Annotated in this window: 33 protein-coding genes and 1 pseudogene; 12 read left to right on the forward strand and 22 right to left on the reverse strand. The window is 68.8% G+C overall.

Features of this window, described 5'->3' with window-relative positions; all coding sequences use genetic code 11:
• Window positions 1–94 precede the first annotated feature (94 nt).
• Window positions 95–457 (forward strand): annotated as a pseudogene (locus ACH34R_RS03785) (amidohydrolase); the annotation flags it as partial.
• Between the two features lie 203 nt (window positions 458–660).
• Here ACH34R_RS03785 and ACH34R_RS03790 read toward each other — a convergent pair.
• Window positions 661–999, reverse strand: coding sequence for an Lsr2 family protein (locus tag ACH34R_RS03790; protein ID WP_111170202.1), 339 nt, complete (start codon window positions 997–999; stop codon window positions 661–663).
• Window positions 1,000–1,390: 391 nt separating this feature from the next.
• Window positions 1,391–2,257: an SAM-dependent methyltransferase gene (locus tag ACH34R_RS03795; RefSeq protein ID WP_397559882.1), complete on the reverse strand. Its 867-nt coding sequence runs from the start codon at window positions 2,255–2,257 to the stop codon at window positions 1,391–1,393.
• Between the two features lie 87 nt (window positions 2,258–2,344).
• Here ACH34R_RS03795 and ACH34R_RS03800 point away from each other — a divergent pair, with 87 nt between their 5' ends.
• On the forward strand, window positions 2,345–2,779 hold the full coding sequence (locus ACH34R_RS03800; protein WP_397559883.1) for a CBS domain-containing protein: 435 nt from the start codon (window positions 2,345–2,347) through the stop codon (window positions 2,777–2,779).
• A 119-nt stretch (window positions 2,780–2,898) separates the two neighbouring features.
• Here the strand turns inward: ACH34R_RS03800 and trxA are convergent, their stop codons facing one another.
• Both trxA and ACH34R_RS03810 read right to left on the reverse strand, forming a co-directional pair.
• Window positions 2,899–3,213 carry a thioredoxin gene (gene trxA, locus ACH34R_RS03805; RefSeq protein WP_113978956.1) on the reverse strand — a complete coding sequence of 105 codons (315 nt, stop codon included), beginning with the start codon at window positions 3,211–3,213 and terminating at the stop codon, window positions 2,899–2,901.
• The gene (locus ACH34R_RS03810; protein WP_397559884.1) at window positions 3,134–3,589 is read right to left on the reverse strand and encodes a MerR family transcriptional regulator; all 456 of its coding nucleotides are present in this window, start codon (window positions 3,587–3,589) and stop codon (window positions 3,134–3,136) included. Before ACH34R_RS03810 ends, trxA begins: the two co-directional genes overlap by 80 nt.
• Before the next feature lie 106 nt (window positions 3,590–3,695).
• Between ACH34R_RS03810 and ACH34R_RS03815 the strand changes: the two genes are divergently transcribed.
• Window positions 3,696–4,052 (forward strand): DUF952 domain-containing protein, encoded by a 357-nt coding sequence (locus ACH34R_RS03815; protein WP_397559885.1) that lies wholly within the window; start codon window positions 3,696–3,698, stop codon window positions 4,050–4,052.
• A 6-nt stretch (window positions 4,053–4,058) separates the two neighbouring features.
• Here the strand turns inward: ACH34R_RS03815 and ACH34R_RS03820 are convergent, their stop codons facing one another.
• Window positions 4,059–4,712, reverse strand: a complete 654-nt coding sequence (locus tag ACH34R_RS03820; protein WP_397559886.1) for a hypothetical protein — start codon at window positions 4,710–4,712, stop codon at window positions 4,059–4,061.
• A gap of 155 nt (window positions 4,713–4,867) precedes the next feature.
• Between ACH34R_RS03820 and ACH34R_RS03825 the strand changes: the two genes are divergently transcribed.
• Window positions 4,868–5,371, forward strand: a complete 504-nt coding sequence (locus tag ACH34R_RS03825; RefSeq protein ID WP_397559887.1) for a phospholipase A2 — start codon at window positions 4,868–4,870, stop codon at window positions 5,369–5,371.
• Between the two features lie 26 nt (window positions 5,372–5,397).
• On the opposite strand, the gene pip is transcribed toward ACH34R_RS03825, so the two are convergent.
• Window positions 5,398–6,348: a prolyl aminopeptidase gene (gene pip, locus ACH34R_RS03830; RefSeq protein ID WP_397559888.1), complete on the reverse strand. Its 951-nt coding sequence runs from the start codon at window positions 6,346–6,348 to the stop codon at window positions 5,398–5,400.
• 96 nt (window positions 6,349–6,444) lie between these two features.
• Between pip and ACH34R_RS03835 the strand changes: the two genes are divergently transcribed.
• Both ACH34R_RS03835 and ACH34R_RS03840 read left to right on the forward strand, forming a co-directional pair.
• Window positions 6,445–7,260, forward strand: a complete 816-nt coding sequence (locus ACH34R_RS03835) for a PIG-L family deacetylase (RefSeq protein ID WP_397559889.1) — start codon at window positions 6,445–6,447, stop codon at window positions 7,258–7,260.
• Between the two features lie 44 nt (window positions 7,261–7,304).
• Window positions 7,305–8,063 carry an SDR family NAD(P)-dependent oxidoreductase gene (locus ACH34R_RS03840; protein WP_397559890.1) on the forward strand — a complete coding sequence of 253 codons (759 nt, stop codon included), beginning with the start codon at window positions 7,305–7,307 and terminating at the stop codon, window positions 8,061–8,063.
• Between the two features lie 6 nt (window positions 8,064–8,069).
• Here ACH34R_RS03840 and ACH34R_RS03845 read toward each other — a convergent pair whose 3' ends face one another.
• The 6 genes from ACH34R_RS03845 to ACH34R_RS03870 all read right to left on the reverse strand — a co-directional run bounded on the left by ACH34R_RS03845 (window position 8,070) and on the right by ACH34R_RS03870 (window position 11,596).
• Window positions 8,070–8,951, reverse strand: coding sequence for a class I SAM-dependent methyltransferase (locus ACH34R_RS03845; RefSeq protein ID WP_397559891.1), 882 nt, complete (start codon window positions 8,949–8,951; stop codon window positions 8,070–8,072).
• A 161-nt stretch (window positions 8,952–9,112) separates the two neighbouring features.
• Window positions 9,113–9,547 (reverse strand): hypothetical protein, encoded by a 435-nt coding sequence (locus tag ACH34R_RS03850; protein WP_397559892.1) that lies wholly within the window; start codon window positions 9,545–9,547, stop codon window positions 9,113–9,115.
• Window positions 9,541–9,780, reverse strand: coding sequence for a DUF2283 domain-containing protein (locus tag ACH34R_RS03855; RefSeq protein WP_397559893.1), 240 nt, complete (start codon window positions 9,778–9,780; stop codon window positions 9,541–9,543). The genes ACH34R_RS03850 and ACH34R_RS03855 overlap by 7 nt, the downstream gene beginning before the upstream one ends.
• Complete coding sequence (locus ACH34R_RS03860) at window positions 9,777–10,280, reverse strand: hypothetical protein (RefSeq protein WP_397559894.1); 504 nt, start codon at window positions 10,278–10,280, stop codon at window positions 9,777–9,779. Before ACH34R_RS03860 ends, ACH34R_RS03855 begins: the two co-directional genes overlap by 4 nt.
• 46 nt (window positions 10,281–10,326) lie before the next feature.
• Window positions 10,327–10,716 carry a hypothetical protein gene (locus ACH34R_RS03865; protein ID WP_397559895.1) on the reverse strand — a complete coding sequence of 130 codons (390 nt, stop codon included), beginning with the start codon at window positions 10,714–10,716 and terminating at the stop codon, window positions 10,327–10,329.
• 1 nt (window position 10,717) lies between these two features.
• A complete protein-coding gene (locus ACH34R_RS03870; RefSeq protein ID WP_397559896.1) occupies window positions 10,718–11,596 on the reverse strand; it encodes a sigma-70 family RNA polymerase sigma factor in 879 nt (292 codons plus the stop codon).
• Between the two features lie 66 nt (window positions 11,597–11,662).
• Here ACH34R_RS03870 and ACH34R_RS03875 point away from each other — a divergent pair, with 66 nt between their 5' ends.
• Window positions 11,663–12,424, forward strand: coding sequence for an SDR family oxidoreductase (locus tag ACH34R_RS03875; RefSeq protein WP_397559897.1), 762 nt, complete (start codon window positions 11,663–11,665; stop codon window positions 12,422–12,424).
• A gap of 8 nt (window positions 12,425–12,432) precedes the next feature.
• On the opposite strand, the gene ACH34R_RS03880 is transcribed toward ACH34R_RS03875, so the two are convergent.
• Entirely contained in the window at window positions 12,433–12,810 is a 378-nt protein-coding gene (locus ACH34R_RS03880; RefSeq protein ID WP_397559898.1) for a cupin domain-containing protein, read from the reverse strand.
• Between the two features lie 60 nt (window positions 12,811–12,870).
• Between ACH34R_RS03880 and ACH34R_RS03885 the strand changes: the two genes are divergently transcribed.
• Complete coding sequence (locus ACH34R_RS03885) at window positions 12,871–13,341, forward strand: MarR family winged helix-turn-helix transcriptional regulator (RefSeq protein WP_397559899.1); 471 nt, start codon at window positions 12,871–12,873, stop codon at window positions 13,339–13,341.
• A 6-nt stretch (window positions 13,342–13,347) separates the two neighbouring features.
• Here the strand turns inward: ACH34R_RS03885 and ACH34R_RS03890 are convergent, their stop codons facing one another.
• The gene (locus ACH34R_RS03890; protein ID WP_397559900.1) at window positions 13,348–14,607 is read right to left on the reverse strand and encodes a tetratricopeptide repeat protein; all 1,260 of its coding nucleotides are present in this window, start codon (window positions 14,605–14,607) and stop codon (window positions 13,348–13,350) included.
• Window positions 14,608–14,702: 95 nt separating this feature from the next.
• Between ACH34R_RS03890 and ACH34R_RS03895 the strand changes: the two genes are divergently transcribed.
• The gene (locus tag ACH34R_RS03895; protein ID WP_397559901.1) at window positions 14,703–15,170 is read left to right on the forward strand and encodes a hypothetical protein; all 468 of its coding nucleotides are present in this window, start codon (window positions 14,703–14,705) and stop codon (window positions 15,168–15,170) included.
• Window positions 15,157–15,546: a hypothetical protein gene (locus ACH34R_RS03900; RefSeq protein WP_397559902.1), complete on the forward strand. Its 390-nt coding sequence runs from the start codon at window positions 15,157–15,159 to the stop codon at window positions 15,544–15,546. The genes ACH34R_RS03895 and ACH34R_RS03900 overlap by 14 nt, the downstream gene beginning before the upstream one ends.
• Window positions 15,547–15,553: 7 nt before the next feature.
• On the opposite strand, the gene ACH34R_RS03905 is transcribed toward ACH34R_RS03900, so the two are convergent.
• The 3 genes from ACH34R_RS03905 to ACH34R_RS03915 are packed head-to-tail and all read right to left on the reverse strand — an operon-like array spanning window position 15,554 to window position 16,828.
• The gene (locus ACH34R_RS03905; protein WP_397559903.1) at window positions 15,554–15,757 is read right to left on the reverse strand and encodes a DUF397 domain-containing protein; all 204 of its coding nucleotides are present in this window, start codon (window positions 15,755–15,757) and stop codon (window positions 15,554–15,556) included.
• A 4-nt stretch (window positions 15,758–15,761) separates the two neighbouring features.
• Complete coding sequence (locus ACH34R_RS03910) at window positions 15,762–16,013, reverse strand: DUF397 domain-containing protein (protein ID WP_397559904.1); 252 nt, start codon at window positions 16,011–16,013, stop codon at window positions 15,762–15,764.
• Window positions 15,998–16,828, reverse strand: a complete 831-nt coding sequence (locus tag ACH34R_RS03915) for a Scr1 family TA system antitoxin-like transcriptional regulator (protein ID WP_397559905.1) — start codon at window positions 16,826–16,828, stop codon at window positions 15,998–16,000. Before ACH34R_RS03915 ends, ACH34R_RS03910 begins: the two co-directional genes overlap by 16 nt.
• Window positions 16,829–17,046: 218 nt before the next feature.
• Here ACH34R_RS03915 and ACH34R_RS03920 point away from each other — a divergent pair, with 218 nt between their 5' ends.
• Window positions 17,047–17,478 carry an ATP-binding protein gene (locus tag ACH34R_RS03920; RefSeq protein ID WP_397559906.1) on the forward strand — a complete coding sequence of 144 codons (432 nt, stop codon included), beginning with the start codon at window positions 17,047–17,049 and terminating at the stop codon, window positions 17,476–17,478.
• Between the two features lie 3 nt (window positions 17,479–17,481).
• Here ACH34R_RS03920 and ACH34R_RS03925 read toward each other — a convergent pair whose 3' ends face one another.
• Together ACH34R_RS03925 and ACH34R_RS03930 are read right to left on the reverse strand one after the other, a co-directional pair.
• Complete coding sequence (locus ACH34R_RS03925; protein WP_397559907.1) at window positions 17,482–17,733, reverse strand: hypothetical protein; 252 nt, start codon at window positions 17,731–17,733, stop codon at window positions 17,482–17,484.
• Between the two features lie 20 nt (window positions 17,734–17,753).
• Window positions 17,754–19,190, reverse strand: a complete 1,437-nt coding sequence (locus ACH34R_RS03930; protein ID WP_397559908.1) for an FAD-dependent monooxygenase — start codon at window positions 19,188–19,190, stop codon at window positions 17,754–17,756.
• A 95-nt stretch (window positions 19,191–19,285) separates the two neighbouring features.
• Here ACH34R_RS03930 and ACH34R_RS03935 point away from each other — a divergent pair, with 95 nt between their 5' ends.
• Window positions 19,286–19,972 carry a TetR/AcrR family transcriptional regulator gene (locus ACH34R_RS03935; protein WP_397559909.1) on the forward strand — a complete coding sequence of 229 codons (687 nt, stop codon included), beginning with the start codon at window positions 19,286–19,288 and terminating at the stop codon, window positions 19,970–19,972.
• On the opposite strand, the gene ACH34R_RS03940 is transcribed toward ACH34R_RS03935, so the two are convergent.
• The 3 genes from ACH34R_RS03940 to ACH34R_RS03950 are packed head-to-tail and all read right to left on the reverse strand — an operon-like array spanning window position 19,947 to window position 22,917.
• Complete coding sequence (locus tag ACH34R_RS03940) at window positions 19,947–20,792, reverse strand: carbohydrate ABC transporter permease (RefSeq protein WP_397559910.1); 846 nt, start codon at window positions 20,790–20,792, stop codon at window positions 19,947–19,949. The genes ACH34R_RS03935 and ACH34R_RS03940 overlap by 26 nt on opposite strands.
• A complete protein-coding gene (locus ACH34R_RS03945; RefSeq protein ID WP_397559911.1) occupies window positions 20,789–21,658 on the reverse strand; it encodes a carbohydrate ABC transporter permease in 870 nt (289 codons plus the stop codon). The genes ACH34R_RS03940 and ACH34R_RS03945 overlap by 4 nt, the downstream gene beginning before the upstream one ends.
• Entirely contained in the window at window positions 21,658–22,917 is a 1,260-nt protein-coding gene (locus ACH34R_RS03950) for an ABC transporter substrate-binding protein (RefSeq protein WP_397559912.1), read from the reverse strand. The genes ACH34R_RS03945 and ACH34R_RS03950 overlap by 1 nt, the downstream gene beginning before the upstream one ends.
• Window positions 22,918–23,003 lie beyond the last annotated feature (86 nt).

The following is a 23,003-nucleotide window of genomic DNA, read 5'->3' on the forward strand; positions in this document are numbered from 1 at the left end:
TGTCCGGAAGGGCGACGAGGCCACCATGCCCACTGCTCTGACCCCCTTGGCACGAAGCCGCCGGCCCGCCCCCCCTCCATCGAACTGCGCGCCGCGCGCCGACCTCGGCACGGTCGTCCCCGGTCAGAAGGCCGACCTGGTGCTCATCCGGAACGACGCCTCGCCGGTGTCGTTTCCGCTGCTCAACCCGTACGGCCACGTCGTGTTCCAGGCCCAGCGCGGCGACGTGCACACCGTGCTGGTCAACGGGCGGGTGGTCAAGCACGCGCACCGGCTGGTCGGCATCGACCTCGCCGCGGCCCGCGTGCAGGTCGAGCGCACCGTCGAATACCTAAGAGCGGCAATGGGGGAGGAAGCATGGGAAAAGGGCATGAACCCTGACATTCCCGCGACCAAGATCCTCGACAACCCGTACACCCACACCGACTACCGCAGCGACACCACCCACCGCCCCTGACCGACAAGTCCGGCGGCCCGCGCAAAGGGGAACGTGATCTTAATCTCACCCCCGGCGGGGCTCCTTGATCAATGAAGTGGTAATTCGCCCTTCGGCGGTTTTAGCCCGGTGCCACTTACCGCCGGGCGCGCGGCTCTTGTTTCGCCCGGCAACGGGGAAGCCCCCTCCTTCGGGAGGGGGCTTCCGTCATTCAGCGCTACGGCTCAGTGGGCGGCCTCGTACTGCTCGACCACCGTGGACGGGATCCGGCCACGTTCGCTCACCGCGAGTCCGTGCTGCTTGGCCCATCGGCGAATGTCCGCCGACTGCTCACGGCTCATCCGTGCGGGGCGAATGCCACCGCGCCGAACACGCCCCGGCCGCTCGCGGCGCACCGGGCGGGCCGCGGTGAGGAACGGAGCGAGAGCCTTACGCAGCTTCTCCTCGTTCTTCTCGGACAGGTCGATCTCGTAGTCCGTGCCGTCCAGCCCGAACTTCGTGGTACCGGCAGCCGCACCACCATCAAGATCATCTATGAAGATTTGCTCAATTCGCTTCGCCACAGTCCCTCCACTACTCGGCGTAAGATTCCGGAACTATAGCACCCAATGAACGGCTATACCCTCGGTGTGTGCCATTACACTTGTGACACGATGCACCCACGGGTATCCGGTCAGTGCGCCTACCCGTACCGCCTCGGCATAAGCCGTGTTTCCTATACCTCGGTCATCACCGACCAGAACAAGAACAAGAGATAGGACCGTGCCGATACGGCCATCGGGGGCGTCCGACGTGACTTCCGGAACGCCGTCCGGAAGTCACCCGATCGCCGTCGGCCCGGGTGGGGTTCGGCCGGGTCGCCGGCGATCGGGGCGAGGAGCACAGTGGCTCTTCCGTACCTCGCTCGCCCGCTACCCCGTGCCGCGCGGTGTATGCGTACGCCCAGGGTGACGGTCAGGGCTTCACGGCCATGCCGCCGTAGATCCAGGTGCGGGCGACCTCGTCGTCCCAGACCGGGGTGTCCGGCCGCCACAACGGTACCGGGACCAGGCCGGGCTCCAGCATGTCCAGGCCGGTGAAGAGCGCGCTCACCGTGTGGCGGTCGCGGGGGATCAGCGTCACGCCGTCCCGGGCGGCGCCCGCCGAGATGGCCGCCGCCTGGGCCGGGGCGAGGTCGGCGCCGAGGTGGGAGAGCGCCAGCAGGCTGCCGGGGGCGACCGCGCCGGTCAGGCGCTCGATGATCCCACGGGGGCCGGCCTCGTCCGGGATGTGGTGCAGCAGGGCGACGCACAGCACCGCCACCGGCTCATCGAAGTCGATCAGGGCGCGCGTCTCGGGGGAGTCCAGGATGGCCTTGGTGTCGCGCAGGTCCGCCAGCAGGAAGGCGGTGTCGCCCGCCGAGGTCAGCAGCGCCCGCGCGTGCGTGGCCACGATCGGGTCGTTGTCCACGTAGACGACGCGGGCGCCGGGCGTGTGGCCCCCGGCGACCTCGTGCACGTTGGGGCTGGTGGGAATTCCGGTGCCGAGGTCGATGAATTGCCGAACTCCGGCCTCGACCGCCGCCCGCACCACCCGGGTCAGGAAAGCCCGGTTGGCGCGCGCGAGATCACGCAGGCCCGGGGCTTTGCCCAATCCCCGTTCGGCGGCGGAACGATCGGCGGGAAAGTTGTCCTTTCCGCCGAGCAGATAGTCGTAGACGCGCGCCGGGTGCGGCCGGTCGGTGCGCAGATCGACGGGATCGAGACGGCCTTTCGTGCGCAGCCGTAAGCCGTCCATATCGTCGCCCTCAGGGGGCGCGGGGGTGCCGCCGGACTCGTCCACCTAGATCCCTTCCAATCCATACGCTGATGCCGGAGGTTTTGGGTAGTGGGCCGTGGAACGCGAATCGATCCTTCCAGGGGGATAGCGATGACCACCGAAAGTGCCGGCAAGACGGTCCAGAATGTTATGCATCAGGGTGCGCAGTGCGTCGGTGAGCACGAGAGCCTGCGTACGGCCGCGCGGATGATGCGTGACCTGTCCGTTGGCGCGCTGCCCATCTGCGGGGACGACGATCGGCTCAAGGGCATCATCACCGACAGGGACATCGTGATCAAGTGCTGTGCCGAGGGCAAGGACCTCGACCGGACCGAAGCGGGCGAACTCGCCGCAGGGCTGGTGTGGGTGGAGGCCCACAGCAGCATCGAAGAGGCGCTCGCGACGATGGCCAAGCACCAGATCAAGCGGGTCCCGGTGATCGATGAACGCCGGATCGTCGGGATGGTCAGCGAGGCCGACCTCGCCAAGGAACTACCGGACAACAAGCTCGCGGAGTTCGTCCACCGGGTCTACGCCCACGGGTGAGCCCGGCACGGCCCGCCGCACGAGGCGCCGCGCCCGATGCGGCGTGGTGAGCGCCGAAGAGCCGCCCGCCGTACGGCGGGCGGCTCTTCGGCCTTGCGGTGCCCCCTTTGGCGCGGGCTTCAGATGTGGCCTTCGAGGTCGGCCACCAGCAGGCGCTTGGGCTTGGCGCCCACGATCTGCCGGACGACCTCGCCGTCACGGTAAAGGTTCATCGTGGGGAAGCCCATCACCCCGTAGCGCCGCACGATCTCCGGGTGGTCGTCGCCGTTGAGCTTGGCGATGGTCACGCGGTCACCGTACTCCGCCTCGATCTGCTCCAGCACCGGCGCGACCATCTTGCACGGGCCGCACCACTCAGCCCAGAACTCGACGAGGACCGGTTTGTCCGCGCCGAGGACCTGCTCGTCGAAGTTCTCCGTGGTCAACGTGATCATTACTGTGCTCCCTGGTCAGGGCGCAGCCAGGACAGGCCCGCGCCAGTTGGTCGGCCACGTCGGCTCTGCGCCTGATCAGATCGTGGATCTCCGCGTCGATCTCGGCGAGCTTGCGCCGGTAGACGGCGACCGACTCCGGGCACGCGTCGCCCGCCGGATGGCCCGCGCGCAGGCAGTTGACGAACGGCCGGGCGTCCTCCAGCGCGAACCCGGCCGCCAGCAGCGCGCGGATCTCCGCCACCAGCCGGACGTCCGATTCGTCGTACTCCCGGTAGCCGTTGGCCGTGCGGCGGGCCGTGATCAGCCCCTGCTGCTCGTAGTAGCGCAGCGAACGCGTGCTCACCCCGGTACGCTCGGCCAGCTCCCCGATCCGCATCGGGCGGCCCCCTCCCTGATCCGTGGCTTCCAGCACGGTAAGCCTTGACATCGATGTCAATGTCAAGGCGTGCGGCATGCCCGTTTCATCCCGTCACAATCGAAACATGCGATTGATCTACCACATCGCCTCCCGGCCGGAGTGGGAGCGGGCGCTGGGCACGGGGGAGTACACGGTATCCACACTGGGGCTGTCGCCGGCGGAGGTCGGGTTCGTCCACGCGAGCACGGCCAGGCAGGTGGCCGGGGTGGCCGACGCCTTCTACGGCGGCGCGGACGACCTGGTGCTGCTGGTCATCGACGAGGACCAGGTGGGGCCGCAGGTGAGGTACGAGAGCGTGCCGGACCGGCCGGACAGGTTTCCGCACATCTACGGGCCGCTGAACACCGACGCGGTGGTGCGGGCCCTGCCGTACGCCAAGGGGCCGGACGGCCGTTTCCCGCCGCCGCCCGCCACGGAGTGACCCGGCTCAGGCCCAGCCCCGGCGGACGGCCTGCACGCCCGCGTGGAAGCGGCTGGTGGTGCCGAGCGCGGCCAGGATCTCGGTGACCCGGCGGCTGTAGGTGCGCAGCGACATGCCGAGGCGCATGCTGGCCGCCTGGTCGGTCAGCCCGTCGAGCAGTGACGACAGCACCGGCTGGAGGTGCGGGGGCGGCTCGTCCAGCGGCGAGGCCCGGCCGGACAGCTCCCAGCACACCTGGTGGGCGCCTGCCAGCGTGCGCACCACGACCGGGTCGCGCACCAGCAGCACGCCATTGTGGAAGGAATCGAGGTCGAGCGGCAGCAGGGCGGCTCCCCGGTCGAAGACGGCCATCCGGAACGGCAGCGGGTCGATCAGCCGGACCTCCGCGCCCTCGTAGCGCTCGCCGCCGTCCGCGAGCTCCCCCGGGACCGCGATCAGCCGCACCACGGCGCCGGGCAGCATGACGCGCGGCAGCGGCGCGCCGATGCTCAGCAGCTCGTGCCGGGTCGTGGTGGCCAGCCGGTTGATCAGGATGCCCACCGGGGCGGACCCCATCACCACCTGGGACGGCGCGCGGGCGGAGACGAGGGCCGCCGCCCGCCTGCCGTTGCCGGATATCCGCGTGCCGTCCACGAAGACCCTCCCCCAGTGATCACCCATCCGACCACTACACAGGGTAGTTCTAGACCACGTAAAGTTACAGTATCAAAACGTCGGTGACTGGCGTGTCCATGCCAAGTCGCGTGTGTTCCCGGCCCCCGCGAAGCACCCTGATCGCACCAAGAAGCACGACCGCCGACCAAGGGAGCATCGCGATGCATCGACCTCTGCCCGGCATCCGGGCGGTGGCCGCCGGGGTGGTGACCACTCGGGCGGTGGCCGCCGGAGTGGTGAGCACCGCCATGGCCCTCGTGCTCGGCCTCGCCCTGCCGGCGCCCGGCGCGTTCGCGGCGTCCGCGCTGTCGGTCAGGGAGACCGCCGACCTGATCATGAACCTCGGATACGCCGACTTCGCCGAGCAGTCGCAGGCCGAGCCGTTCGACTGGACCACCGACGGCTGCACCGCGACGCCGCCGCGCCAGGCCAGGCGGTTCCGCCAGGCGTGCGAGCAGCACGACTTCGGCTACCGCAACTACGGCCGGGGCGGGCTCGCCCTGTGGCCGGAGGAGGACGGCCGCAAGTGGATCGACTCCCGGTTCCTGACCGAGATGCGGGCCATCTGCCGCGACCGGCACGACGGTGCCGACTGGTGCCGCGACCAGGCCCGTGTGCTGTACGACGCGGTGCGGCTGTTCGGCCGGTTCGCCTACTTCGGCTGATCAGCCGGGCTGATCAGCCGGACTGATCAGCGGAAGCGGTCGGTGGCGGCGATCGTGTGGTGCAGGGTGCCGGGTTCCGATCCGGCGTGCCCGGCGTTCTCCACGATGTGCAGTTCCGCCTCCGGCCAGGCCAGGTGCAGGTCCCAGGCCTGTTCCAGGGGCGTTTTCATGTCGTAGCGGCCGTTCACGATCACGGTCGGGATGTGCCTGATCCGATCGATGCCGGCCAGCAGCCCGTCGCCGAGGAAGCAGTCGTTGCTGAAGTAGTGCTGCTCGATGCGGGCGAAGCCGAGTACGGTCCGGTCGTCGAGCGCAGGGTCGGGCACCGGGAGCAGGGTGTTGGCCGAAAGCTCCCACCCGGTCCAGGCGCGGGCGGCCGGGAGGTGCACCTCGGGGTCGGGGTCGAAGAGGCGCCTGCCGTACGCGGTGAGCAGGTCGTCGCGCTCGGCCTCCGGGATCAGGTCGCGAAAGGCCGCCCACTCCTTGGGGAACAGCCGCGCCGCGCCGGTGCCGGTGAAGGACCACACCTCATCCGACGGCCTGGCCAGGTAGATCCCGCGCAGCACCAGCTCGGTGACCCGCTCGGGGTGGCTTTGGGCATAGGCGAGCGCCAGCGTGCTGCCCCACGATCCGCCGAGGACCAGCCAGCGGTCGATACCGAGGTGTTCGCGCAGCCTTTCGATGTCCGCGACCAGGTTCGGCGTGGTGTTGGCCGCCAGCGAGGTGCCGGCGTCGCCTGCGTGCGGCCGGCTCCGCCCGCAGTTGCGCTGGTCGAACAGTACGATCCGGTACGCCGCCGGATCGAACAGCCTGCGATGGTCGGGGATCACCCCGCCGCCGGGACCGCCGTGCAGGAAGAGGGCCGGCTTGCCCGCGGGGTCGCCGCAGATCTCCCAGTGGATCGCGTCGCTCCCGCCGACGTCGAGCAGTCCGGAGTCGTGCGGTTCGACGGGCGGATAGAACGTCTTGAAGTCCATGATTTCCAGTCCTACTCCACGCGGCGCGCCCTGCGGCGTTCGCGCGCGACGCGGAGCCGTCTCCCGATATGTAGGGTCATTCGGGGAGGAAACAATATGGATCATGAATTGACATTGATGGCGGTACATGCGCACCCGGACGACGAGGTGCTGAGCACCGGCGGCGTCCTGCTCCGCGCTGCCGAGGAAGGCATCCGCACGGTCCTGGTGACCTGCACCAACGGCGAACAGGGCGACGCGCCCGGCGGGGTGAAGCCGGGCGAACCCGGACACGACCCCGAGGCGGTCGCCGCCCTACGGCTGACCGAACTCCGCGAGTCGATCTCCCACCTGAACATCGCGCACCTGGAAACGCTGGGCTACCGCGACTCGGGCATGGTGGGCTGGGAGGCCAACGACGACCCCCGAGCCTTCGCGAACGTGCCGGTGGAGACCGCCGCCGCGCGGCTGTCCGAGCTGATGCGGAAGTACCGCCCGCAGGTCGTGGTCACCTACGACGAGAACGGCGGCTATGGCCACCCCGACCACATCCAGGCCCACCGCATCGCGGTGGCCGCCACCGAGGCGACGCAGATCCCCGACAAGCTCTACTACGGGGCGATGCCGCGTTCGGGCATCAAGCGGATGATCGAGCACATGCGGGCAGCCGGGATGCCGATGGAGGAGGAGTTCCCCGACGACTTCGGCACCCCCGACGAGCTGATCACCACCGTCGTCGACGCCACCGCGTACGTGGAACGCAAGATCAAGGCCCTGAAGGCGCACCAGAGCCAGACCGACAGCATGTTCCTGCTGGAACTGCCCGAGGAGTTCCAGCGGCACGGCCTCGGCACCGAGGCGTTCATCCGGCACTACAACCGCGTCGCCGCCGCCCCCGACCACGAGGACGACCTCTTCGCCGGCCTCCGCTGACGGGACATGGTGACGGCGTCGTCGCTCGGGGGAACGACGGAGGCATGAGGTTCGAGGGGAGCGTCGCGTTCGTCACCGGGGCGGCGTCCGGGATCGGCGCGGCCACCGCCAGGCGGCTGGCCGACGAGGGCGCGCGGGTGTTGCTGTGCGACATCGCCGACGAGGCGGGGGAGCGGGTGACGCGGGACATCGTGGCCGCCGGGGGCGCGGCGGCCTACCTGCACTGTGACGTGTCCGTGCCGGGCGACTGGGCGGCGGCGGGGGAGTGGGTGCTGGCGGAGTACGGCAGGCTGGACGTACTGCACGCCAACGGGCCCGGCCGGGTGGTGCCCGCGCTGCCGCTGGGCGACCTGACCGAGGCCGACTGGGACCTCCAGCTCGCCGTCTCGCTCAAGGCCGCCTATCTGGGCGCGCGGACGTTCCTGCCGCTGCTGGCCAAGGACGGCGGGGGCGCGATGGTGATCACGTCGTCGGTACAGGCGGGGGTCGGGCTGCCCGGCTGCGGGGCGTACGCGGCGGCCAAGGGCGGCCTGCTGTCGCTGACCAGGCAGCTCGCCGTGGACTACGCCCCCGAGGTGCGGGTGAACGCGGTCGTGCCGGGCCCGATCATGAGCCCGGCCTGGAACGGCGTCGCCGAGGCCGGACGGGTGGCCACCGTGGCCGCCACGCCCGCCGGGAGGTTCGGCCGCCCGGACGAGGTGGCCGCCGCGGTCGCCTTCCTGGCCGCCCCAGAGGCCTCCTTCGTCACCGGCGCGGCCCTCACCGTGGACGGCGGCTGGAGCGTGGCGAAGACCTCGGCATAATGCGGTTCAGCTCTTCTGGAAGTGCCAGATCAGCATGGCCGGAACCCCGGCCGCCGCCGCCTTCGCCGCCTCGGGGGCGAGCGCGGCGAGCGACCACGGCCACAGCTCCCACACGTCGATCGAAGGGGCCTCGCCCTGCTGGGCGCGGTCGGCGACCGGCGGCGCCGGCTCCTCGCAGCGCACGACCCGCAGCCCCACCGGCAGCGCGGCCCGCAGGTAGTCGCCCACCAGGTGCAGATGGCTCGCCACCCGCCCCGGCCGCCCGTCCGGCAGCCGTACCGGCGGCACGATGCCCCGCGCCACCCCCTCCGGGTGGATGTCGGCGATCACCAGGCTGCCGCCGGGGCGCAACACCCTGGCGAACTCGGCCATCACCGGGGCGAGATCCTTGACGTGGGACAGCGCCAGCGAGCACACCACCAGGTCAACGGCGTCGTCCGCCGCCGGAAGCCTGGTCAGTTCGCCCTCGCGGAACTCGGCCCCGGGCACCCGCGTCCGGGCGTGCGCCAGCATGTCGGGCGAACTGTCCACCCCGATCACCCGGTGCCCGCGCTCCCCGAGCAGCCCGGCGATCCGCCCGGTGCCACAGGCCGCGTCCAGCGCGTCGCCCACCGGCAGCGGGCCGATGATCTCCTTGATGTACGGCTCGTCGAGGTCGAACGCCGAGTTGGGCCCGTCGTAGGTGGCCGACCAGATGCGGTACCCCTCGACCGTGTCCACCCGGACGACATCGACCCCGGCATCGGCCAGGGCCTCATCGTCGAGCAGCCTGCGGATCTCGGCGAAGCGCCGCTCGATGAAAGCCCGGTCGTGCTCCCCGCTGAAGGACCGCAACAGCGCGATGCCTTCGAGCCCGAGTACGTAGGCCAGCGGATGCTCATGAATCACCGGCGCGACGCTACCGACGCTCCAGGCACGATCGCCACTGGTTATCTCCCCACCCGAATCACCTGCTCAGCCAGGCGATCGCGTCGGCCTTCTCCTCGGCGGAGATGTACCCGGATTCCACATTCCAGCGGACGATACCGATATGACCGGCACGTACGACCTCACTTGGTAGAAAGATCATCGAGCTCGAAGCCGAAGGCCACCATGTCGATGCGGCGCTTCGCTTCCCACCTTATTGCGAGGTGGTGACACTGGAGTCCGCTCGGGTGGGAGTACGGGCGGGCCATGTCGCTGTCCTCGACCAGGACCACCTGGGCGACCTCGGACAAGCCCCAGTTCAGCTTTTCCGGGTGCTCGAGCATGGACACGTTGAGCGCATTGCCGAGGTGCATCTCCTGGACGAGTACCGCCCGCACGACGACGATATGAGGACGGGTACCGAGGTCGTCGCGAATCCGCGTCCCGTCCCAGATGTAATCGAACGACACCTCGATCGAGGTGCCGTAATGCGCCCATCCGACATCGGTGATGATGCATTCCCCGAAGTTCTGGTAATGGGCGAGGGCCGCGCGGATGGCCGCCGGATCGGTCAGCATCGGTCGATTCGCTCGGCGGAGTCCAGGAGATGCGCGGGGAGTTTGGACCTGGCACCAAGGACCTCGACGCCGATCAGTCGCCCGGATACGTCGAAGTCCAGGTTGATCATGCCGTCCACGGCCACCGGGTCGCAGGGATACATCCAGCCGAACCGCGCCTCCGTGTCGTCCTGGTTCAGATAGATGTAAGCGGCATTGGCCTTCGCGTCGTAGGTGACCCTTAATGACGTCACTCGGCGTAGAGGACGGCGAGGCTGGCCTCGCCCTGGTCGAATTCGGAGAGGAGTTCGTCGAGCGGGGCAGGGCCCGCGTGGTCGATCAGGAGGACCGCCTGCTTCTCCCCGTCCACCACCTCCGGGACGAAGTCGGTCACCAGCTCGCGGCGAAGCAGGGTGACCCGGTCGTCGTCGTCGGCGTCGGACGGAAGCCCGGCCAGGTGGTCGCGCAGGGAGTCGGCGCGGTCGGTGAGGTCGTGGTCGAGTACCTTGCGGGAGGCTGTGAGGCTGACCGCGAGGCGTTCGCCGGTACGTTCGTAGCGGGCCGACAGGTCGGCCGGGAGCAGGTAGAAGACGCCCTCCTCACCCTCGTGACCCCGGTTGAGCAGTACCGAGACCATGCGCTCGCCAGGGTCCTGCGAGGTGAGGTCGAGCGCGAGCAGTACCCCGATGTCGTCCGGGCCGAACGGTGGAACCGCGGTGATCCACATGCGTGCCGAGTCATCCATGATCGGCATTTAACCGCACTGTGGCCGGACCCGGACGCGCTCCGCGTTCGTGTCGTCAAGCCGATACCGACACCGTCAGGACGGTGGCCAGGCAGATCAGTTCCGTGGGACCCACGACACGCACCCAGTACAGGTCGGGCAGCCCCGGAAAACGCGTGATCAGCCCGCTGACCTCCACCGGCCACACCGGGTCGCCTGCCGGTAGCGGCACCGCCGACACCTCGTCCACGAACGACCCCATGATGTCCGGTCCCTTGCCGATCGCGAAGTGCCGGACGCCGTGCAGCCGTACCGTGACCAGCTCCCACCCCTGTGCCTGGCTGATCTGGATGTCAACGTGGTCCTCTTCCCCGGTCGTGCCGAAGCCGACCGACTCGAGGAAGCCGCCCTCGCACCTGCGCAGCACCTCACGCACCCGCGCGCCGGTCTCCGCGACGATCGACACCTCATGCCTCCGGCACGGCGAGGTCGAGCGCGGCCAGCCGGGCGGGATCGCCGATCACGTCGATCTCGGTGATCAGGCCGTCCGTGACGGTGAACGTCAGCACCAGGCAGAGCCGGCCGTGCCGGAGCATCGCCAGCCCCGGCAGGCCGTTGACCAGGGCGAGGCCGGTGAACTGGGCACGGCTAGCCGCCGCCGCGGCACTCTTGGCGACAGTCTGGGCACCACGGACGACAACGGGCCGGGCCGTGGGTACAGCAAGCGCGTCGGCGTGTAGCACGACGTCGGGGTGCAGCAGGCTGATCAGGGCCGCGAAATCACCGGTGCGGGTGGCCGCGAGGTACGCGGACACGACATGGCGGCGACGGGCCTGGTCGGGGGCCGGGGCGGCGGCGCCCTTGACCCGGCGGCGGGCGCGGCTGGCGAGCTGCCTGGCCGCCGTGGCGGACCGGTCGATCATGGGGCCGATGTCCTCGAACGGCACGGCGAACATGTCGTGCAGCACGAACGCCAGCCGTTCGGCCGGGGCGAGCGTGTCGAGCACGACCAGCAGCGCCACGCCCACCGAGTCGGCGAGCACCGCCTCCTGCTCCGGATCGCCGCCGCCCGTCTCCAGCGGCCGGTCATCGAGGGGGTCTTCGCGCCGCCGTTCGCGGGAACGCAGCAGGTTGAGGCAGACCCGGGCGACGACCGTGGTGAGCCAGGCGGTGAGGTTCGCGACGTCGCGGGTGTCGGTACGGCTGAGCCGCAGCCACGTCTCCTGGACGGCGTCGTCGGCCTCGCTCAGCGAACCGAGCATCCGGTAGGCCACCGCCCGCAGATGCCCCCGATCCCGCTCGAACCGGGCGGCCAGCCGTTCGGCCTCGTCGTCCACCGTCGTCACGTTCCTTCCATGCCCGGGGTCGTAACCGTAGAGCCACACAGACCGACCGAAGGGCGGGGAGCGATTATGCCGGAAACTGTACTGGTCACCGGGGGTACGGGCCGATTGGGGCGGCTGCTGGTGCCGATGTTGCTCGACGCGGGCCGCCGGGTGCGGGTGCTCAGCCGCAGTGGTGCCCGCGCGCCGCTCGCCGACGTCGAGTACCTGACCGGCGACCTGGTCAAGGACGAGGGGATCGAGCGCGCGGTCAAGGGCGTCGAGACCGTCGTGCACCTGGCGGGCGCGGCCAAGGGCGATGATGTCGCGGCGGGGCACCTGACGCGGGCGGCGGCGCGGGCCGGGGTGGAGCACTTCGTGCACATCTCGGTCATCGCGGCGGATCGGCTGCCGCTTGGCTATTTCCGCGCGAAGCTGGACGCCGAGCGGGCGGTGGCCGAGTCAGGCGTGCCGTGGACGACGCTGCGCGCGGCGCAGTTCCACGATCTCGTGCTGGCGGTGCTCGGCACGATGACGAAGCTGCCGGTCATGCCGGTGCCGGGCGCGGTGCGGCTACAGCCGGTGGACACGCGTGACGTCGCCGACCGGATGCTCACCCTGGCGCTGGGCGAGCCCGCCGGCCTGGTCGCCGACCTCGCCGGGCCGAGGGTGTACGGCATGACCGACCTCGCACGCACGTACCTGCGGGCGCGCGGGCGGCGGCGGGCACTGCTGCCGGTACCGATGCCCGGCCGGGTCGGCCGCCTGTACCGGGAGGGGGCGAACCTGACCCTCTCGGGGGCCGACCTGGGCACGCGTACCTGGGAGGACTTCCTGACCGAGCGGTTGTGAGCCTGCTGTCACCTCGCCCACAAAGGGACGATCCGCTCGTCGGCGGGGGTGTACACGCGCGTACCGGCGGGCGCGGCGACGATGGCGGTGAAGCCGCGCTCGGGGTCGGCGGTCATCTGCCGGAACTGGTCGGCGGGGATGACCAGCGTGTCCCCGGCCTCGACGGTGAGCGTCCCCGTCGGTAGATCGACGGTCGCGGTCCCGGCCACGAAGGTCCACACCTGCTCGGTGTCGAAGGCATGCTCGGGACCCCGCCTGCCCGGCGCGAACTCCACATGCCAGACGGCCAGCCCGGCCGTACCGCCCTGGCTGGGGGTGGCGAGGGTGGTCATCACGCCGTTGGGGGTCTCGGTACGGCGGCGTTCGGTGTGACGGATGACGGGCATGGGCTGCTCTCCCTAAGATGGTCAACGAGGTTGTCCATATAGTCAATGAGGTTGTCTTTAATGTCAAGCGACGCCCCGGGATTCGAGCTGCCCCTGCGCCTGCTGCTCGGCTTCCGTGTGATCATCGACGAGGTCCACGCCGAACTGGCTCAACAGGGTCACCCGGACATGCGGCCCCTGCACGGCTTCGTCTTCCAGGCCATCGGCCCCTCGGGCACCACGGCGGTCGAACTGGGCCGCAGACTGGGCGTATCCAAACAGGCGGCCGGCAAGATGGTCGACACCCTGGAACACCTCGGCTACGTCGAACGCACCCCTGACCCTGAGGACGCCCGCCGCAAAACCATCCACCTGACACCCCACGCCTTCGACGCCCTGGCGAAGTCCGCACAGTCCTTCGACCGCATCCGCGCCCACTGGTCAGAGATCTTGGGAGCGGACCGCCTCCAAGCCCTGGAAACGGACCTACGCAAGGTCACCCCATCGGACCTGTTCCGGCTCGACATGCCCAACTGGTTCGGCGCGGGCTGATGGGCGCTATGAAACGGCGGGTCGATCGGCCGCCCGGGCCCGCCAGGTGGCCTCCTCGTCGCTCCACCCTTCCTCAGCGGCGATGGACGCCGCGAGCCCGGCGAGACAGGACCGGGTGTCGTCGCAGTCGAACAGCTCCCAGCCGCCTTCGTCCTTGCGCCGCCAAAGCTGTACGCCTGGCGTGTGGCGAGCCACTGGAAGGTTCCAGGCCGATTCGGCCACATTGAGGGCGGCGCGGGAGCGGCCGATGCTCGCAAAGCAGCACATCTGGTTGTAGGCGTTGGTGAGGGGTGCTTTGTATCCCATGTCCTCAGCGGTCTGAAGATGGCGCAGAGCCTCCCGGGGATCTTCCGGGATCAGACAGAGTCCCAGGTTGTTGCGCAATGTCGGGTCGTCAGGGCGGTGCCGGGTACCGAACTCGAAGACGGCTGCGGCCTCGCGGTATCTTCCCTGCCGCAGTAATCCGACCGCATGGCGGGTCATCTCATGTGCCAGAGAAGCCTCTGACGAGGCAGCATCTTGTTCCCCGTAGACCGCCCGCTTCGCGATCTCCGCTTCGGTCTCGCTTCGCGAGGTGGGGCGGTCGCGCATCAGCTCTTCGGGGCACGGCGGTACTGCTTCGCCGTCCAGCCAGCGCAGCGCGAGGTGCAGCGACTTCGTCCGCCAGCCGGTGTAGAAGGTGGTCGCGAAGTGGTCCACGGCCCAGGTGTAGTGCTCATTGAGCCCATGATCGGCTGTTCCCTCGGTCGCTCGGGGCAGTTCGCCGTTGTGGGGCGGGGTGAGCGAGACAAGATCGTCCAACGGGGCCGTCTCGATCCACTGGTGGATTCGAGGGATCGCGGGAAGGACCTGCTTCTCGAAGTAGGCCAGAATAGAGCGTTCGGCGGGAAGTCCAGGGGCATCCTGGAGAGGCGGCACCCCGAGTGCGGCATGCCAGCGGGCGATGTCCACGCCCGGCAAGACTCCCATCCTCCCCTGATACACCGCCTTGATCATCAGTATGCCGATGACGATCTCGGCTACTTCTGATCTCATGCCGTACCTGGCCAGCGACAGCGCATCCAGACCCCTGGCCGACAGTTCGCGCGCAACGGCGCGGATCACCCGTTGATCCCTCTGGAGTGCGGTGTCCAGGAAGTGCGGGCCCCGCGTCAGAATGCCCATCATCGCGGTCACAAGGCTCACCGTCCGCCACCGCTGAGGGTCGCCGTTCTGGGCATCGCAGAGATACCACTCCTGTGCGTCGAAGGGTTTGTTGTGGTCCAACCGGCCTTGTCCTTTTGGATCACACCCGGTCGAGGTGTACGTCGGCCAGGATCGTGGGTAGGATTCTAGGCACGATCCTAGTAGTGGAGAGCGTGATGTCAGACATAATCTTCCTTCCTACTGATCTGGCCAACCGGCGTACGGAGTTCCTTGAAGCCGCCCGGAAGGGGCAAGCGCGACTCCGCGACAAGGACGGGACCAGCTTGGTGATGTTGCCTGAGAGTCGCTTGCGGCTCCTGGAGACGCTCAGCAAGTGGTGGGAGGCGTACATGAAGCTTGAGCGGCTGCTGCGCCGGAAGGATCTGCCCAAGGCCGGTGAGCTGGGTGAGCTGGCCTGGCTGCGTACGTTCGATCGGGATGACCTGACCGAGTTTCTAGGGGAGCTCAACGATGCTTTGGTCGCGGCCAGCGCGGATGAGGACACGGCCATTCTGGATGAGTGTGTCGCGGCGTGGCGGAACACCGCGCGTCAGCTGGAAGATCCGCTACGGCGTTCGGTGCTTTTGGGAGAACACCGCCCAGGGGACTATGCCGAGGTCAGCGAGCCGGATGAGCAAGGGTAGCGCGTACGACCCGCATCGCCCGGCCCGCCGGCCGGGCGGCAGGCCGGAGGAGGCGCCCCGGTATCGGGTCCTCGTCCACCGGCAGTACCTCGGACATTGGGGCGAACTGGTCGAGCGGGTCGGGCTCAAGCAGGCCCAGCAGTTCTGGGACCACGTTTCGCGTACTCCGGGCAGCCCGGACCCGATCGCGTCGATCAGCCTGCTCAAGGGGCGCGCCGGACGTCCGAAGGGGGAGGGGTGGTCGCGGACGTTTCACTACAGGGTTAGTAGTTCCGCGCGTATCGACTACCAGTATTGCGATACGTACACGACTGGCCCTGAAGGAGATCCGCATCCGGTCGTGGTCATCCTGACCATCAACTACAGCAGCCACTAATGATCATTTAGGTGCCCTCTTTGATCCTGTGGAGGAAGGTTGTCCACTCGGTGGGGGTGAAGCGGAGGGTGGGGCCGTTGGGGTCCTTGCTGTCGCGGATGGCGACCAGGCCGGGGAGGCTTATGGCGACCTCGACACATTGTTCGCCGTTAGCGGTGGATGAGTGTGCTTTGCGCCATCCGGTCAGGTCATGGGCTAGATCGCCATCCATCAGCTCAGGGCATCCTCGATGAACTGTAATGGTCGGCCTTCGGGGTATGTGTAGGCTTGCCTTCTTTGATCCTGTGGAGGAAGGTTGTCCACTCGGTGGGGGTGAAGCGGAGGCTGGGGCCGTTGGGGTCCTTGCTGTCGCGGATGGCGATCAGGCCGGGGAGGTTTGTGGCGACCTCGACGCAGTGTGCAGCACTGGAACCGGAGGCGCGTGCTTTGCGCCAGTCGGCGCCTTCCAGGTTTACTCCTTCTGCCATCGGCTGAGTGCATCCTCTATGAGCTGTATCGAGACACCTTGTGGGTATGCATCCGCTTTTATAGCTTCGTACCACATTTTCGCTTTTGCGACCAGATCTGTGTCGGCAGAGGTCTGCCCGGAGAAGATGGAGTCGGTCGACACGACCTCTACGCCGTTCGGTAGCCGGGCGATATGGAATCCGGTCATCAGGCCGGCGGCGTTCCCAGCCTTGGTGGGCACGATCTGTATGGTCAGCCGGGGGTTCTGGGCGAGGTCGAGCAGATAGCGAAGCTGCTCGGCGAGCACCTGTGCTCCTCCGATGGGGCGGTGGAGCACGCTCTCGTCGAGGAGAATCCATACGGCGGGGGGCGATGTCCTGTTCAGGATGGACCGTCGAGCCACGCGCTTCTGCGCGTGCATCTCGACCTCCTCCGGGCTGAGCAGCGGGTTGAAACCGATGACCGCCCGGGCGTAGTTCAGGGTCTGGAGCAGGCCGCTGACTTGCAGCGGGTCCCACGACTGCAACATGACGGCCCGTTCTTCGGCCTCCAGCCATTCGACGAACCACTTGAGTGAAGCGCGGGCCTGGACGATGCGCTCGTACAGGGTCACAAAGTGCTTGGTGGCCGTCAATCCGAAGACTTGGTCAAGCTGCTCAGATATGGCCCTAGTGGGAAGTTTCCTCTCATGCTCGATATGCGAGATCATCGAGCGGTGTACTCGCAGGCGAGTAGCTAGAGAAGCCTGGATGAACCCCTTCTCCTGCCTAAGCCTGGCCAGCTCGGCAGCGTATACCTGTGTCGCACGCTTTCCGAACTCGTGCTCCTGCGCCATCTCTCCTCCTGGAGACCTGCCCGAGGTCGCATTCCGTCGCCAACGGTCGCGGCACAACTTCCCGCTGGGCGCAGTATGCACGGCAGTCTTGTCGCGAAGCAGCCGGAATTCAAAATTCGGCAAAGGCAGGATCTAGCCAAAGCGGATATTGGCGACATATCAAATTTGGGGCTCACATGACGCCTAAAAACGAGGATAATCTCCGTACCGACACGCTCATGCTGGTCGCGTTGCCCAGTGCGGTCTGGATCGGCCGGGCGCATACGGCGGCCGTCCTGCGTGGCTGGGGTCACCGAGCCGCCGCCTTCATCGAGGACGCCCAGCTCATCGCGTCGGAGCTGATCACCAACTCCATCCAAGCCCTCGGATACGCGGACAACCCTCCCGCAACCCGCACGCTACTCGCCAAAGATTCCCTTATCCGCATCACCCTCTCAGAACACCACGACTCCCTCACCATCAACGTATGGGACTCCCACCCCCGCCTCCCCGAACCCCCCACCGAAGTCCCTTTCGAGGCCGAGAGCGGCCGGGGGCTCTTCATCGTTCGATCCATCGCCAAAGAGACGGGTTACCACTATTCAGACGGAGCCCCCGGCAAAACCGTGTTCGCTACTCTGCCTTTTCCGCGAGTATTCGCGGGCGAATAGTGTTCAGGCGTCGTCGGCGAAGGTGATCACGATGTCCCGGCCGTTGGCGTAGCTGACCACCGGCCGTCCCAGGCTCTCGCCCGTCCGGCGGGCCGCCGTCTGGAACAGCTCGATCATGTCCGGAGTATCGGCCGTCACCCGGAATCGGCCCTTGGTGGTCAGCGTCTCCGCCACAAGCGCCGTGAAGGTGGCCTCCGCGCGGGGCCGTTCGTCGGCGGAGAGCGGGGTGCGCCGTGTGTTGACGGGGTTGGTCATCGCTGAGCTCCTGGTGATCGTCAGGCTCCCAGCATGCCACCCTCGCCGAACCAGGTGGCGAGCGCTTCGCCCAGGTCGCCGTGCCCGGCGGTCCAGGCGACGTAGCCGTCCGGGCGTACCAGTACCTCCTGCTCCTCGTCAGAGACCGCCGCGCGGACGCGGTCCTCGTAGCCCACGGGGACCGGGCCGGCGTTCAGGAGGAGGGCGCGTCCGTCGGTGAGGTCGTGAGCGCCGGCGAAGCGGCCGACGGGGGTGCCGGGGGCGTAGTCCACGGCGGTGCCGTCCATCATCGTGGCGAAGTGTTCGTGGGCCTCGGGCAGCCGCAGGGTCTCCGCAAGTACCTCGCGCAGCGCGTCCACCTGCGGGCCCGGGCGCATGAGCGCCACCTGAGCGCGCGTGTTACGCAGGACCTTTGCCGCCACCGGGTGGCGTTCGGCAGTGTAGGTGTCCAGCAGCGCGTCGGCGGCCCGCCCCGCCGCCACCAGGGCGAGCTTCCAGCCCAGGTTCATCGCGTCCTGGAGGCCCAGGTTGAGGCCCTGCCCGCCGATCGGCGAGTGGACGTGCGCCGCGTCGCCCGCGAGCAGGACGCGGCCCCTGCGGTAGGTGTCCGCGTGGCGGGTGTTGTCGCTGAAGCGGATGCCCGTGGTGAGCTTGGCCACCCGTACGTCGAGCCCGGTCACCCGGCTCAGACTTCCCGCCAGCTCGGCGGCCGTCATCGGCTCGTCGCGGTCGTCCGGCCCGCCGCCGAACTCCAAGGTGGAGATCTCGCCGGGCACCAGCGACGGGGTGACCAGCCCGCCGGGGGCGCGGATCGATGAGGTGATCTGGCCCGGGTCGGTCAGTTCGGCGATGGCGGTCCGCCCGGTCATCGTGGGCGGCGTACCGGTGAACGCGAACCCGGACCGCTTGCGCACCACGCTGCGCCCGCCGTCGCACCCCACCAGGAAGCGGCCGGTGATCACCTGCCCGTCGGCGAGCACGGCCGACGCGCCCGAATCGTCCTGGACGACGTCGGTCACCGCGCACCCCTGCCGGACCTCGACCCCCAGCCCGGCCGCGCGGGCGGCCAGTATCGCCTCCAGCTCGTCCTGCTTGAGCATGACGTACTCGGCGTTCCCCGACGCGTCGAACAGCGGCAGGCCGCTGAAGTGCCCCCTGATCATGCCCTTGCCGGTGAACTCCACCAGCAGGCCGATCATGTCGTCCGGGCCGGGGCTACGCAGCTTGCTCAGCTCGTCGAACAGGGCGTGCTGCGCCGCCGCCATCGGCTCGGCCAGGCCGCGTAATGCGAGCGACTGGAGGCTGCGGGCGTTGAGCGAACGCAGCCCGAGGCTCCGGGCCGCCCGGCCGTCGCCGGTCGCGGCCTCCAGGACCAGCGGCTCGGCCCCGCCCAGCTTCAGCTCGCAGGCCAGCAGCAGGCCCACGGGCCCGCCGCCGACGATGATGACGTCAGCCATGACCTCTCCCTACATACACCGTACGCTTACGTCGTAAGTAATAACACATACGGCGTAAGCTCTGTCAATCGGCACCGGCGGAAGAGGACACGCGCATGGCCCGGCGGGAGACCCTGAACAGGGAGAAGGTCTTGGACGCGGCACTCGCCCTGACCGACGCCGAGGGCCTGGCCGGCCTGTCCATGCGGCGGCTCGCCAAGGTGCTCGGCGTCGAGGCGATGTCCCTCTACAACCACGTCGCCAGCAAGTCCGACCTGCTCGACGGCATCGCCGATCGGGTCTTCGGCCAGATCGAGCCGGCCGACCCGCGCCTGCCCTGGCCGGAGCAGATCCGCACGCTGGCCCTGGGCATGTACCGGGTCTTCCGCAGCCACCCCGCCGTGCCGATGGCCCTGGTCACCGACCAGTCCAACCCCTCCACCGAACGCTCGCTGAAGCCGCTGGACGACCTGGTCGGCGCGCTGTTCTCGGCCGGGTTCGACGAGCAGGGGGCGTGGCGGGCGCTGAGCGCGGTCAACAGCCTGGTGTACGGCTCGCTGCTGCTGTCCACCGGCGGATTCACCGGGGATCCCGCCCGGCACGCGGGCGAGCCGAGCGCCAGCGCGTACGTCCGCAGGCTCGACCCCGAACGGCTGCCGCACTTCAGCAGGCTGATGCACGGCACTCGGGAGGGCGTGGACCCGCAGGCCGACTTCGAGTACGCACTCGACCTGCTGATCAAGGGCCTGGTGGCCGCCGCCCCCAGCAACCAGCGGCTCAGCCCTTCGCGGCGCCAAGGGTGAGCCCGGCCAGGAAGTGCTTGTGCAGCAGTTGGAAGACCACCAGCGTGGGCAGCGCCACCAGCAGCGAACCGGCGGCCAGCAGGTTGTAGTCCGTGAAGAACTGGCCGCGCAGGTTGTTCAGCGCCGAGGTGATCGGCAGCTTGTCGCCGGAGGTCATCAGCACCAGCGCCCACAGGAAGTCGTTGTACATCCAGGTGAACTGCAAGGTGCCGAGCGCGGCCAGCACCGGGCGGCACAGCGGGAGGGTCAGCCGCCAGTAGCGCCGCCACACCCCGGCCCCGTCCACCAGCGCGGCCTCGGTGATCTCGATCGGGATCGTGCGCATGAAGTTGGCCATCACGAACACGCAGAACCCGAACTGGAAGGCCACATGGATGAGGATCAGCCCAAGGTAGGAGTCGTAGAGCGACATCGAGTCCGACAGCCACCAGGGCAGCGGGACCAGCGTGTAGAGGCTGTAGAGGGGGGTGATGAGCACCTGCGGGGGCAGCAGGTTGCCCGCCGTGAACACGATCAGCAGGCTCCGGCGGCCGGGGATGGGCAGCCTGGCCACGGCGAACGCGGTGAAGGACGCGAGCAGCAGGGTGAGCGCCAGCGCGGGCAGCACCACGATCAGCGTGTTCAGGTAGTACTTCGGCAGCTCGGCCTCGGTCCAGGCGCGGGCGTAGTAGTCGAGCGTCAGCGACTCGGGCGGGGAGAGGTAGCCGAGCCTGGCGGTCTCGGCGTACGGGCGCAGCGAAGCGTACACCGCGAGCGCCAGTGGCAACACCCAGCCCAGCGCGACCAGGCCCAGAAAGGCGTGCAGCGCCGCCCGCTTCACCGGTCCTCCCGGAAGATCTGCGACAGGTAGACGACGATGAAACCCGTGGAGATCACCAGGAGGATCACCGCGATGGCCGAGCCGAAGCCGATCCGCGCCGCCTCGCCCACGATGTTCTCCGTGACCAGCACCGAAAGCAGTTCCAGGCCGTTGCGGCCCTTGTTGATCGCGTACACGATGTCGAACGCGCGCAGCGCCTCGATCACCGTGATCACCAGCACGATCACGTTGACCGGGCGCAGCGCCGGGAAGACGACCTTGAAGAACGTCTGCGCCTCGCTCGCCCCGTCGATGGCCGCGGCCTCCTTCAGCGCCGGATCGACGGACTTGAGCCCGGCCAGGTAGATGATCATCACGTAGCCGGTGTGCCGCCAGCCCGCGGCCGGCATCACCACCCACAGGTTGATCGAGGAGTCGCCCAGCCAGTCGGTGGTCAGCCCGGTCACCGCGTTGAGCACGCCGTAGTCGGCGGAGAAGACGAGCTGGGCGATGAACCCGACCACCGCCAGGGACAGCACGACCGGGAGGTACAGCGCGTTCTGGTAGACCCGGGACAGGCGCAGCCGCCGGTCCAGCAGCACCGCGCACAGCAGCCCGAACGGCGTGGCGACCAGTGCGAGGAAGCCCAGCCAGAGCAGATTGTTGCGGACCGCGGGCCAGAACGGCGGATATTCGGCGGCGAGGTCGGCGTAGTTGCCGCCGCCGATCCAGCGCGGCCGGCCGATGCCGTCCCAGTCGGTGCCGGACAGCGCGACGGAGGCGAGCGCCGGTCCCCAGATCAGGGCCAGTTCGAGGGCGACGGCCAGGCCCAGGCCCACCGCGATGACGGCCCGGTCCCCGGCCGAATAGCGCCTGTTGGGGGCCATCAGCGGAAGATGTTCGCCTTCTGCGCCTCGATGTCCCGCAGCAGGGCGTCGATGTCGTCCGGGCGGCCGATGAACCGCTGCAACGCCGGGATCATCACCGTGGAGGCGAAGTCGGGCCGGGTGTCGCGGTCCAGGAACTGCGCGATGTGGCGGGCGCCGGACACCAGCTCCGCCCCGCGCTGCTGGAAGGGGGTGTAGCCGCGGGTGTCGGCCTTGGCGCTGCACGCGAGCGTGCCGGGGTCGAGTTCGGTGGCGATGTTCTGGGAGGAGGCGGCGGCGAGGTGTTCGAGCAGCGCCTTGGCCCCCTCGACGTTGCGCGCCTTGGCGGAGATCATGTAGCCGTCGATCGGGGCGTCGATGGCGTCGGTGCCGTACTTCGGGTTGATCTCCGGGAAGGTGAAAAGGTCGAGGTCGTCCAGCTCGCGCGGGGGGAACTGCTGGGCGACGAACATCCCCAGCAGGTACATTCCGGTCTGGCCGCGCACCAGCGACTGCGCGGCCTCCTGCCAGGTGCGGCCGAGCGCGGCCGGCTGGTGGTGGGTCAGCAGCCCGCGCCAGGTGTCGAAGACGGCCTTGACCCTGCGGTCGGTCCAGGACTCCTTGCCCGACATCAGCGCGATGTGGAAGTCGTAGCCGTTCAGGCGCATGTTCAGGATGTCGAAGGTGCCCATCGCGGGCCAGCCGTCCTTGTCGGCGAACCCGATCGGGATCAGCCCGTCGCGTTTCATCCGTCCGGCCAGCGCGGTCAGCTCGTCGAGCGTCTTCGGCGGCCGGTAGTCCCGGTCCGCCCACACGCTCTTGCGGTAGAAGACCGCCCACGGGTAGTAGGTGAACGGCACGAAGTACTGTCTGCCGTCGGCGGCGGAGGAGGCGGCCTTGAGCGCGGGGGTGTAGTCGCCGCCGATCCGCTGCCACACGTCGGAGACGTCGGTGGCCAGGCCCTGTTCGGCGAAGAACCGCATCCGGTAGCCGGAGAACCAGGTGAACACGTCGTCGGGCGTGCCGCGCAGGTAGCGGTTGATGTTCTCTTGGAAGGTGTTGTGGTCGACCGTGTTGATCCGCACGGTCGCCCCGCCGAAGCCGTCGACCACCTGCTGCAACGCCTTCTTGGGGACCGCGTCGGAGGCGTTGGACCCGACGGTGACCGTGCCCGCGCCCGAGCCGCCCGGCGGCCCGCCGCAGCCGGCCAGCGCGGCGGGGACGCCGAAGGCCGCCGCGCCGAGCAGCGCCCCGCGGCGAGTGATCATCGGCTGGCCCATCGACGGCTCCTCCACCTGGCACCCGTTGTCACGGAGAGCTGTTCCCCGGTAGCGAAGCGCTGATTCAAGGAATGTCCAAGTGGTAT

The sequence above is a fragment of the Spongiactinospora sp. 9N601 genome (assembly GCF_044326295.1).
Lineage (GTDB): Bacteria > Actinomycetota > Actinomycetes > Streptosporangiales > Streptosporangiaceae > Spongiactinospora > Spongiactinospora gelatinilytica.

What these genes read in the sequence shown, in the direction of transcription:
- ACH34R_RS03800 (WP_397559883.1), top strand. Translation starts at nt 2,345, where the DNA reads ATGACCACCGAAAGTGCCGGCAAGACGGTCCAGAATGTTATGCATCAG.
- trxA (WP_113978956.1), bottom strand. Translation starts at nt 3,213, where the DNA reads ATGATCACGTTGACCACGGAGAACTTCGACGAGCAGGTCCTCGGCGCG.
- ACH34R_RS03810 (WP_397559884.1), bottom strand. Translation starts at nt 3,589, where the DNA reads ATGCGGATCGGGGAGCTGGCCGAGCGTACCGGGGTGAGCACGCGTTCG.
- ACH34R_RS03815 (WP_397559885.1), top strand. Translation starts at nt 3,696, where the DNA reads ATGCGATTGATCTACCACATCGCCTCCCGGCCGGAGTGGGAGCGGGCG.
- ACH34R_RS03820 (WP_397559886.1), bottom strand. Translation starts at nt 4,712, where the DNA reads ATGGGTGATCACTGGGGGAGGGTCTTCGTGGACGGCACGCGGATATCC.
- ACH34R_RS03825 (WP_397559887.1), top strand. Translation starts at nt 4,868, where the DNA reads ATGCATCGACCTCTGCCCGGCATCCGGGCGGTGGCCGCCGGGGTGGTG.
- pip (WP_397559888.1), bottom strand. Translation starts at nt 6,348, where the DNA reads ATGGACTTCAAGACGTTCTATCCGCCCGTCGAACCGCACGACTCCGGA.
- ACH34R_RS03835 (WP_397559889.1), top strand. Translation starts at nt 6,445, where the DNA reads ATGGATCATGAATTGACATTGATGGCGGTACATGCGCACCCGGACGAC.
- ACH34R_RS03840 (WP_397559890.1), top strand. Translation starts at nt 7,305, where the DNA reads ATGAGGTTCGAGGGGAGCGTCGCGTTCGTCACCGGGGCGGCGTCCGGG.
- ACH34R_RS03850 (WP_397559892.1), bottom strand. Translation starts at nt 9,547, where the DNA reads ATGCTGACCGATCCGGCGGCCATCCGCGCGGCCCTCGCCCATTACCAG.
- ACH34R_RS03860 (WP_397559894.1), bottom strand. Translation starts at nt 10,280, where the DNA reads ATGCCGATCATGGATGACTCGGCACGCATGTGGATCACCGCGGTTCCA.
- ACH34R_RS03875 (WP_397559897.1), top strand. Translation starts at nt 11,663, where the DNA reads ATGCCGGAAACTGTACTGGTCACCGGGGGTACGGGCCGATTGGGGCGG.
- ACH34R_RS03880 (WP_397559898.1), bottom strand. Translation starts at nt 12,810, where the DNA reads ATGCCCGTCATCCGTCACACCGAACGCCGCCGTACCGAGACCCCCAAC.
- ACH34R_RS03885 (WP_397559899.1), top strand. Translation starts at nt 12,871, where the DNA reads ATGTCAAGCGACGCCCCGGGATTCGAGCTGCCCCTGCGCCTGCTGCTC.
- ACH34R_RS03895 (WP_397559901.1), top strand. Translation starts at nt 14,703, where the DNA reads ATGTCAGACATAATCTTCCTTCCTACTGATCTGGCCAACCGGCGTACG.
- ACH34R_RS03900 (WP_397559902.1), top strand. Translation starts at nt 15,157, where the DNA reads ATGAGCAAGGGTAGCGCGTACGACCCGCATCGCCCGGCCCGCCGGCCG.
- ACH34R_RS03905 (WP_397559903.1), bottom strand. Translation starts at nt 15,757, where the DNA reads ATGGATGGCGATCTAGCCCATGACCTGACCGGATGGCGCAAAGCACAC.
- ACH34R_RS03910 (WP_397559904.1), bottom strand. Translation starts at nt 16,013, where the DNA reads ATGGCAGAAGGAGTAAACCTGGAAGGCGCCGACTGGCGCAAAGCACGC.
- ACH34R_RS03915 (WP_397559905.1), bottom strand. Translation starts at nt 16,828, where the DNA reads ATGGCGCAGGAGCACGAGTTCGGAAAGCGTGCGACACAGGTATACGCT.
- ACH34R_RS03920 (WP_397559906.1), top strand. Translation starts at nt 17,047, where the DNA reads ATGCTGGTCGCGTTGCCCAGTGCGGTCTGGATCGGCCGGGCGCATACG.
- ACH34R_RS03925 (WP_397559907.1), bottom strand. Translation starts at nt 17,733, where the DNA reads ATGACCAACCCCGTCAACACACGGCGCACCCCGCTCTCCGCCGACGAA.
- ACH34R_RS03930 (WP_397559908.1), bottom strand. Translation starts at nt 19,190, where the DNA reads ATGGCTGACGTCATCATCGTCGGCGGCGGGCCCGTGGGCCTGCTGCTG.
- ACH34R_RS03935 (WP_397559909.1), top strand. Translation starts at nt 19,286, where the DNA reads ATGGCCCGGCGGGAGACCCTGAACAGGGAGAAGGTCTTGGACGCGGCA.
- ACH34R_RS03945 (WP_397559911.1), bottom strand. Translation starts at nt 21,658, where the DNA reads ATGGCCCCCAACAGGCGCTATTCGGCCGGGGACCGGGCCGTCATCGCG.
- ACH34R_RS03950 (WP_397559912.1), bottom strand. Translation starts at nt 22,917, where the DNA reads ATGGGCCAGCCGATGATCACTCGCCGCGGGGCGCTGCTCGGCGCGGCG.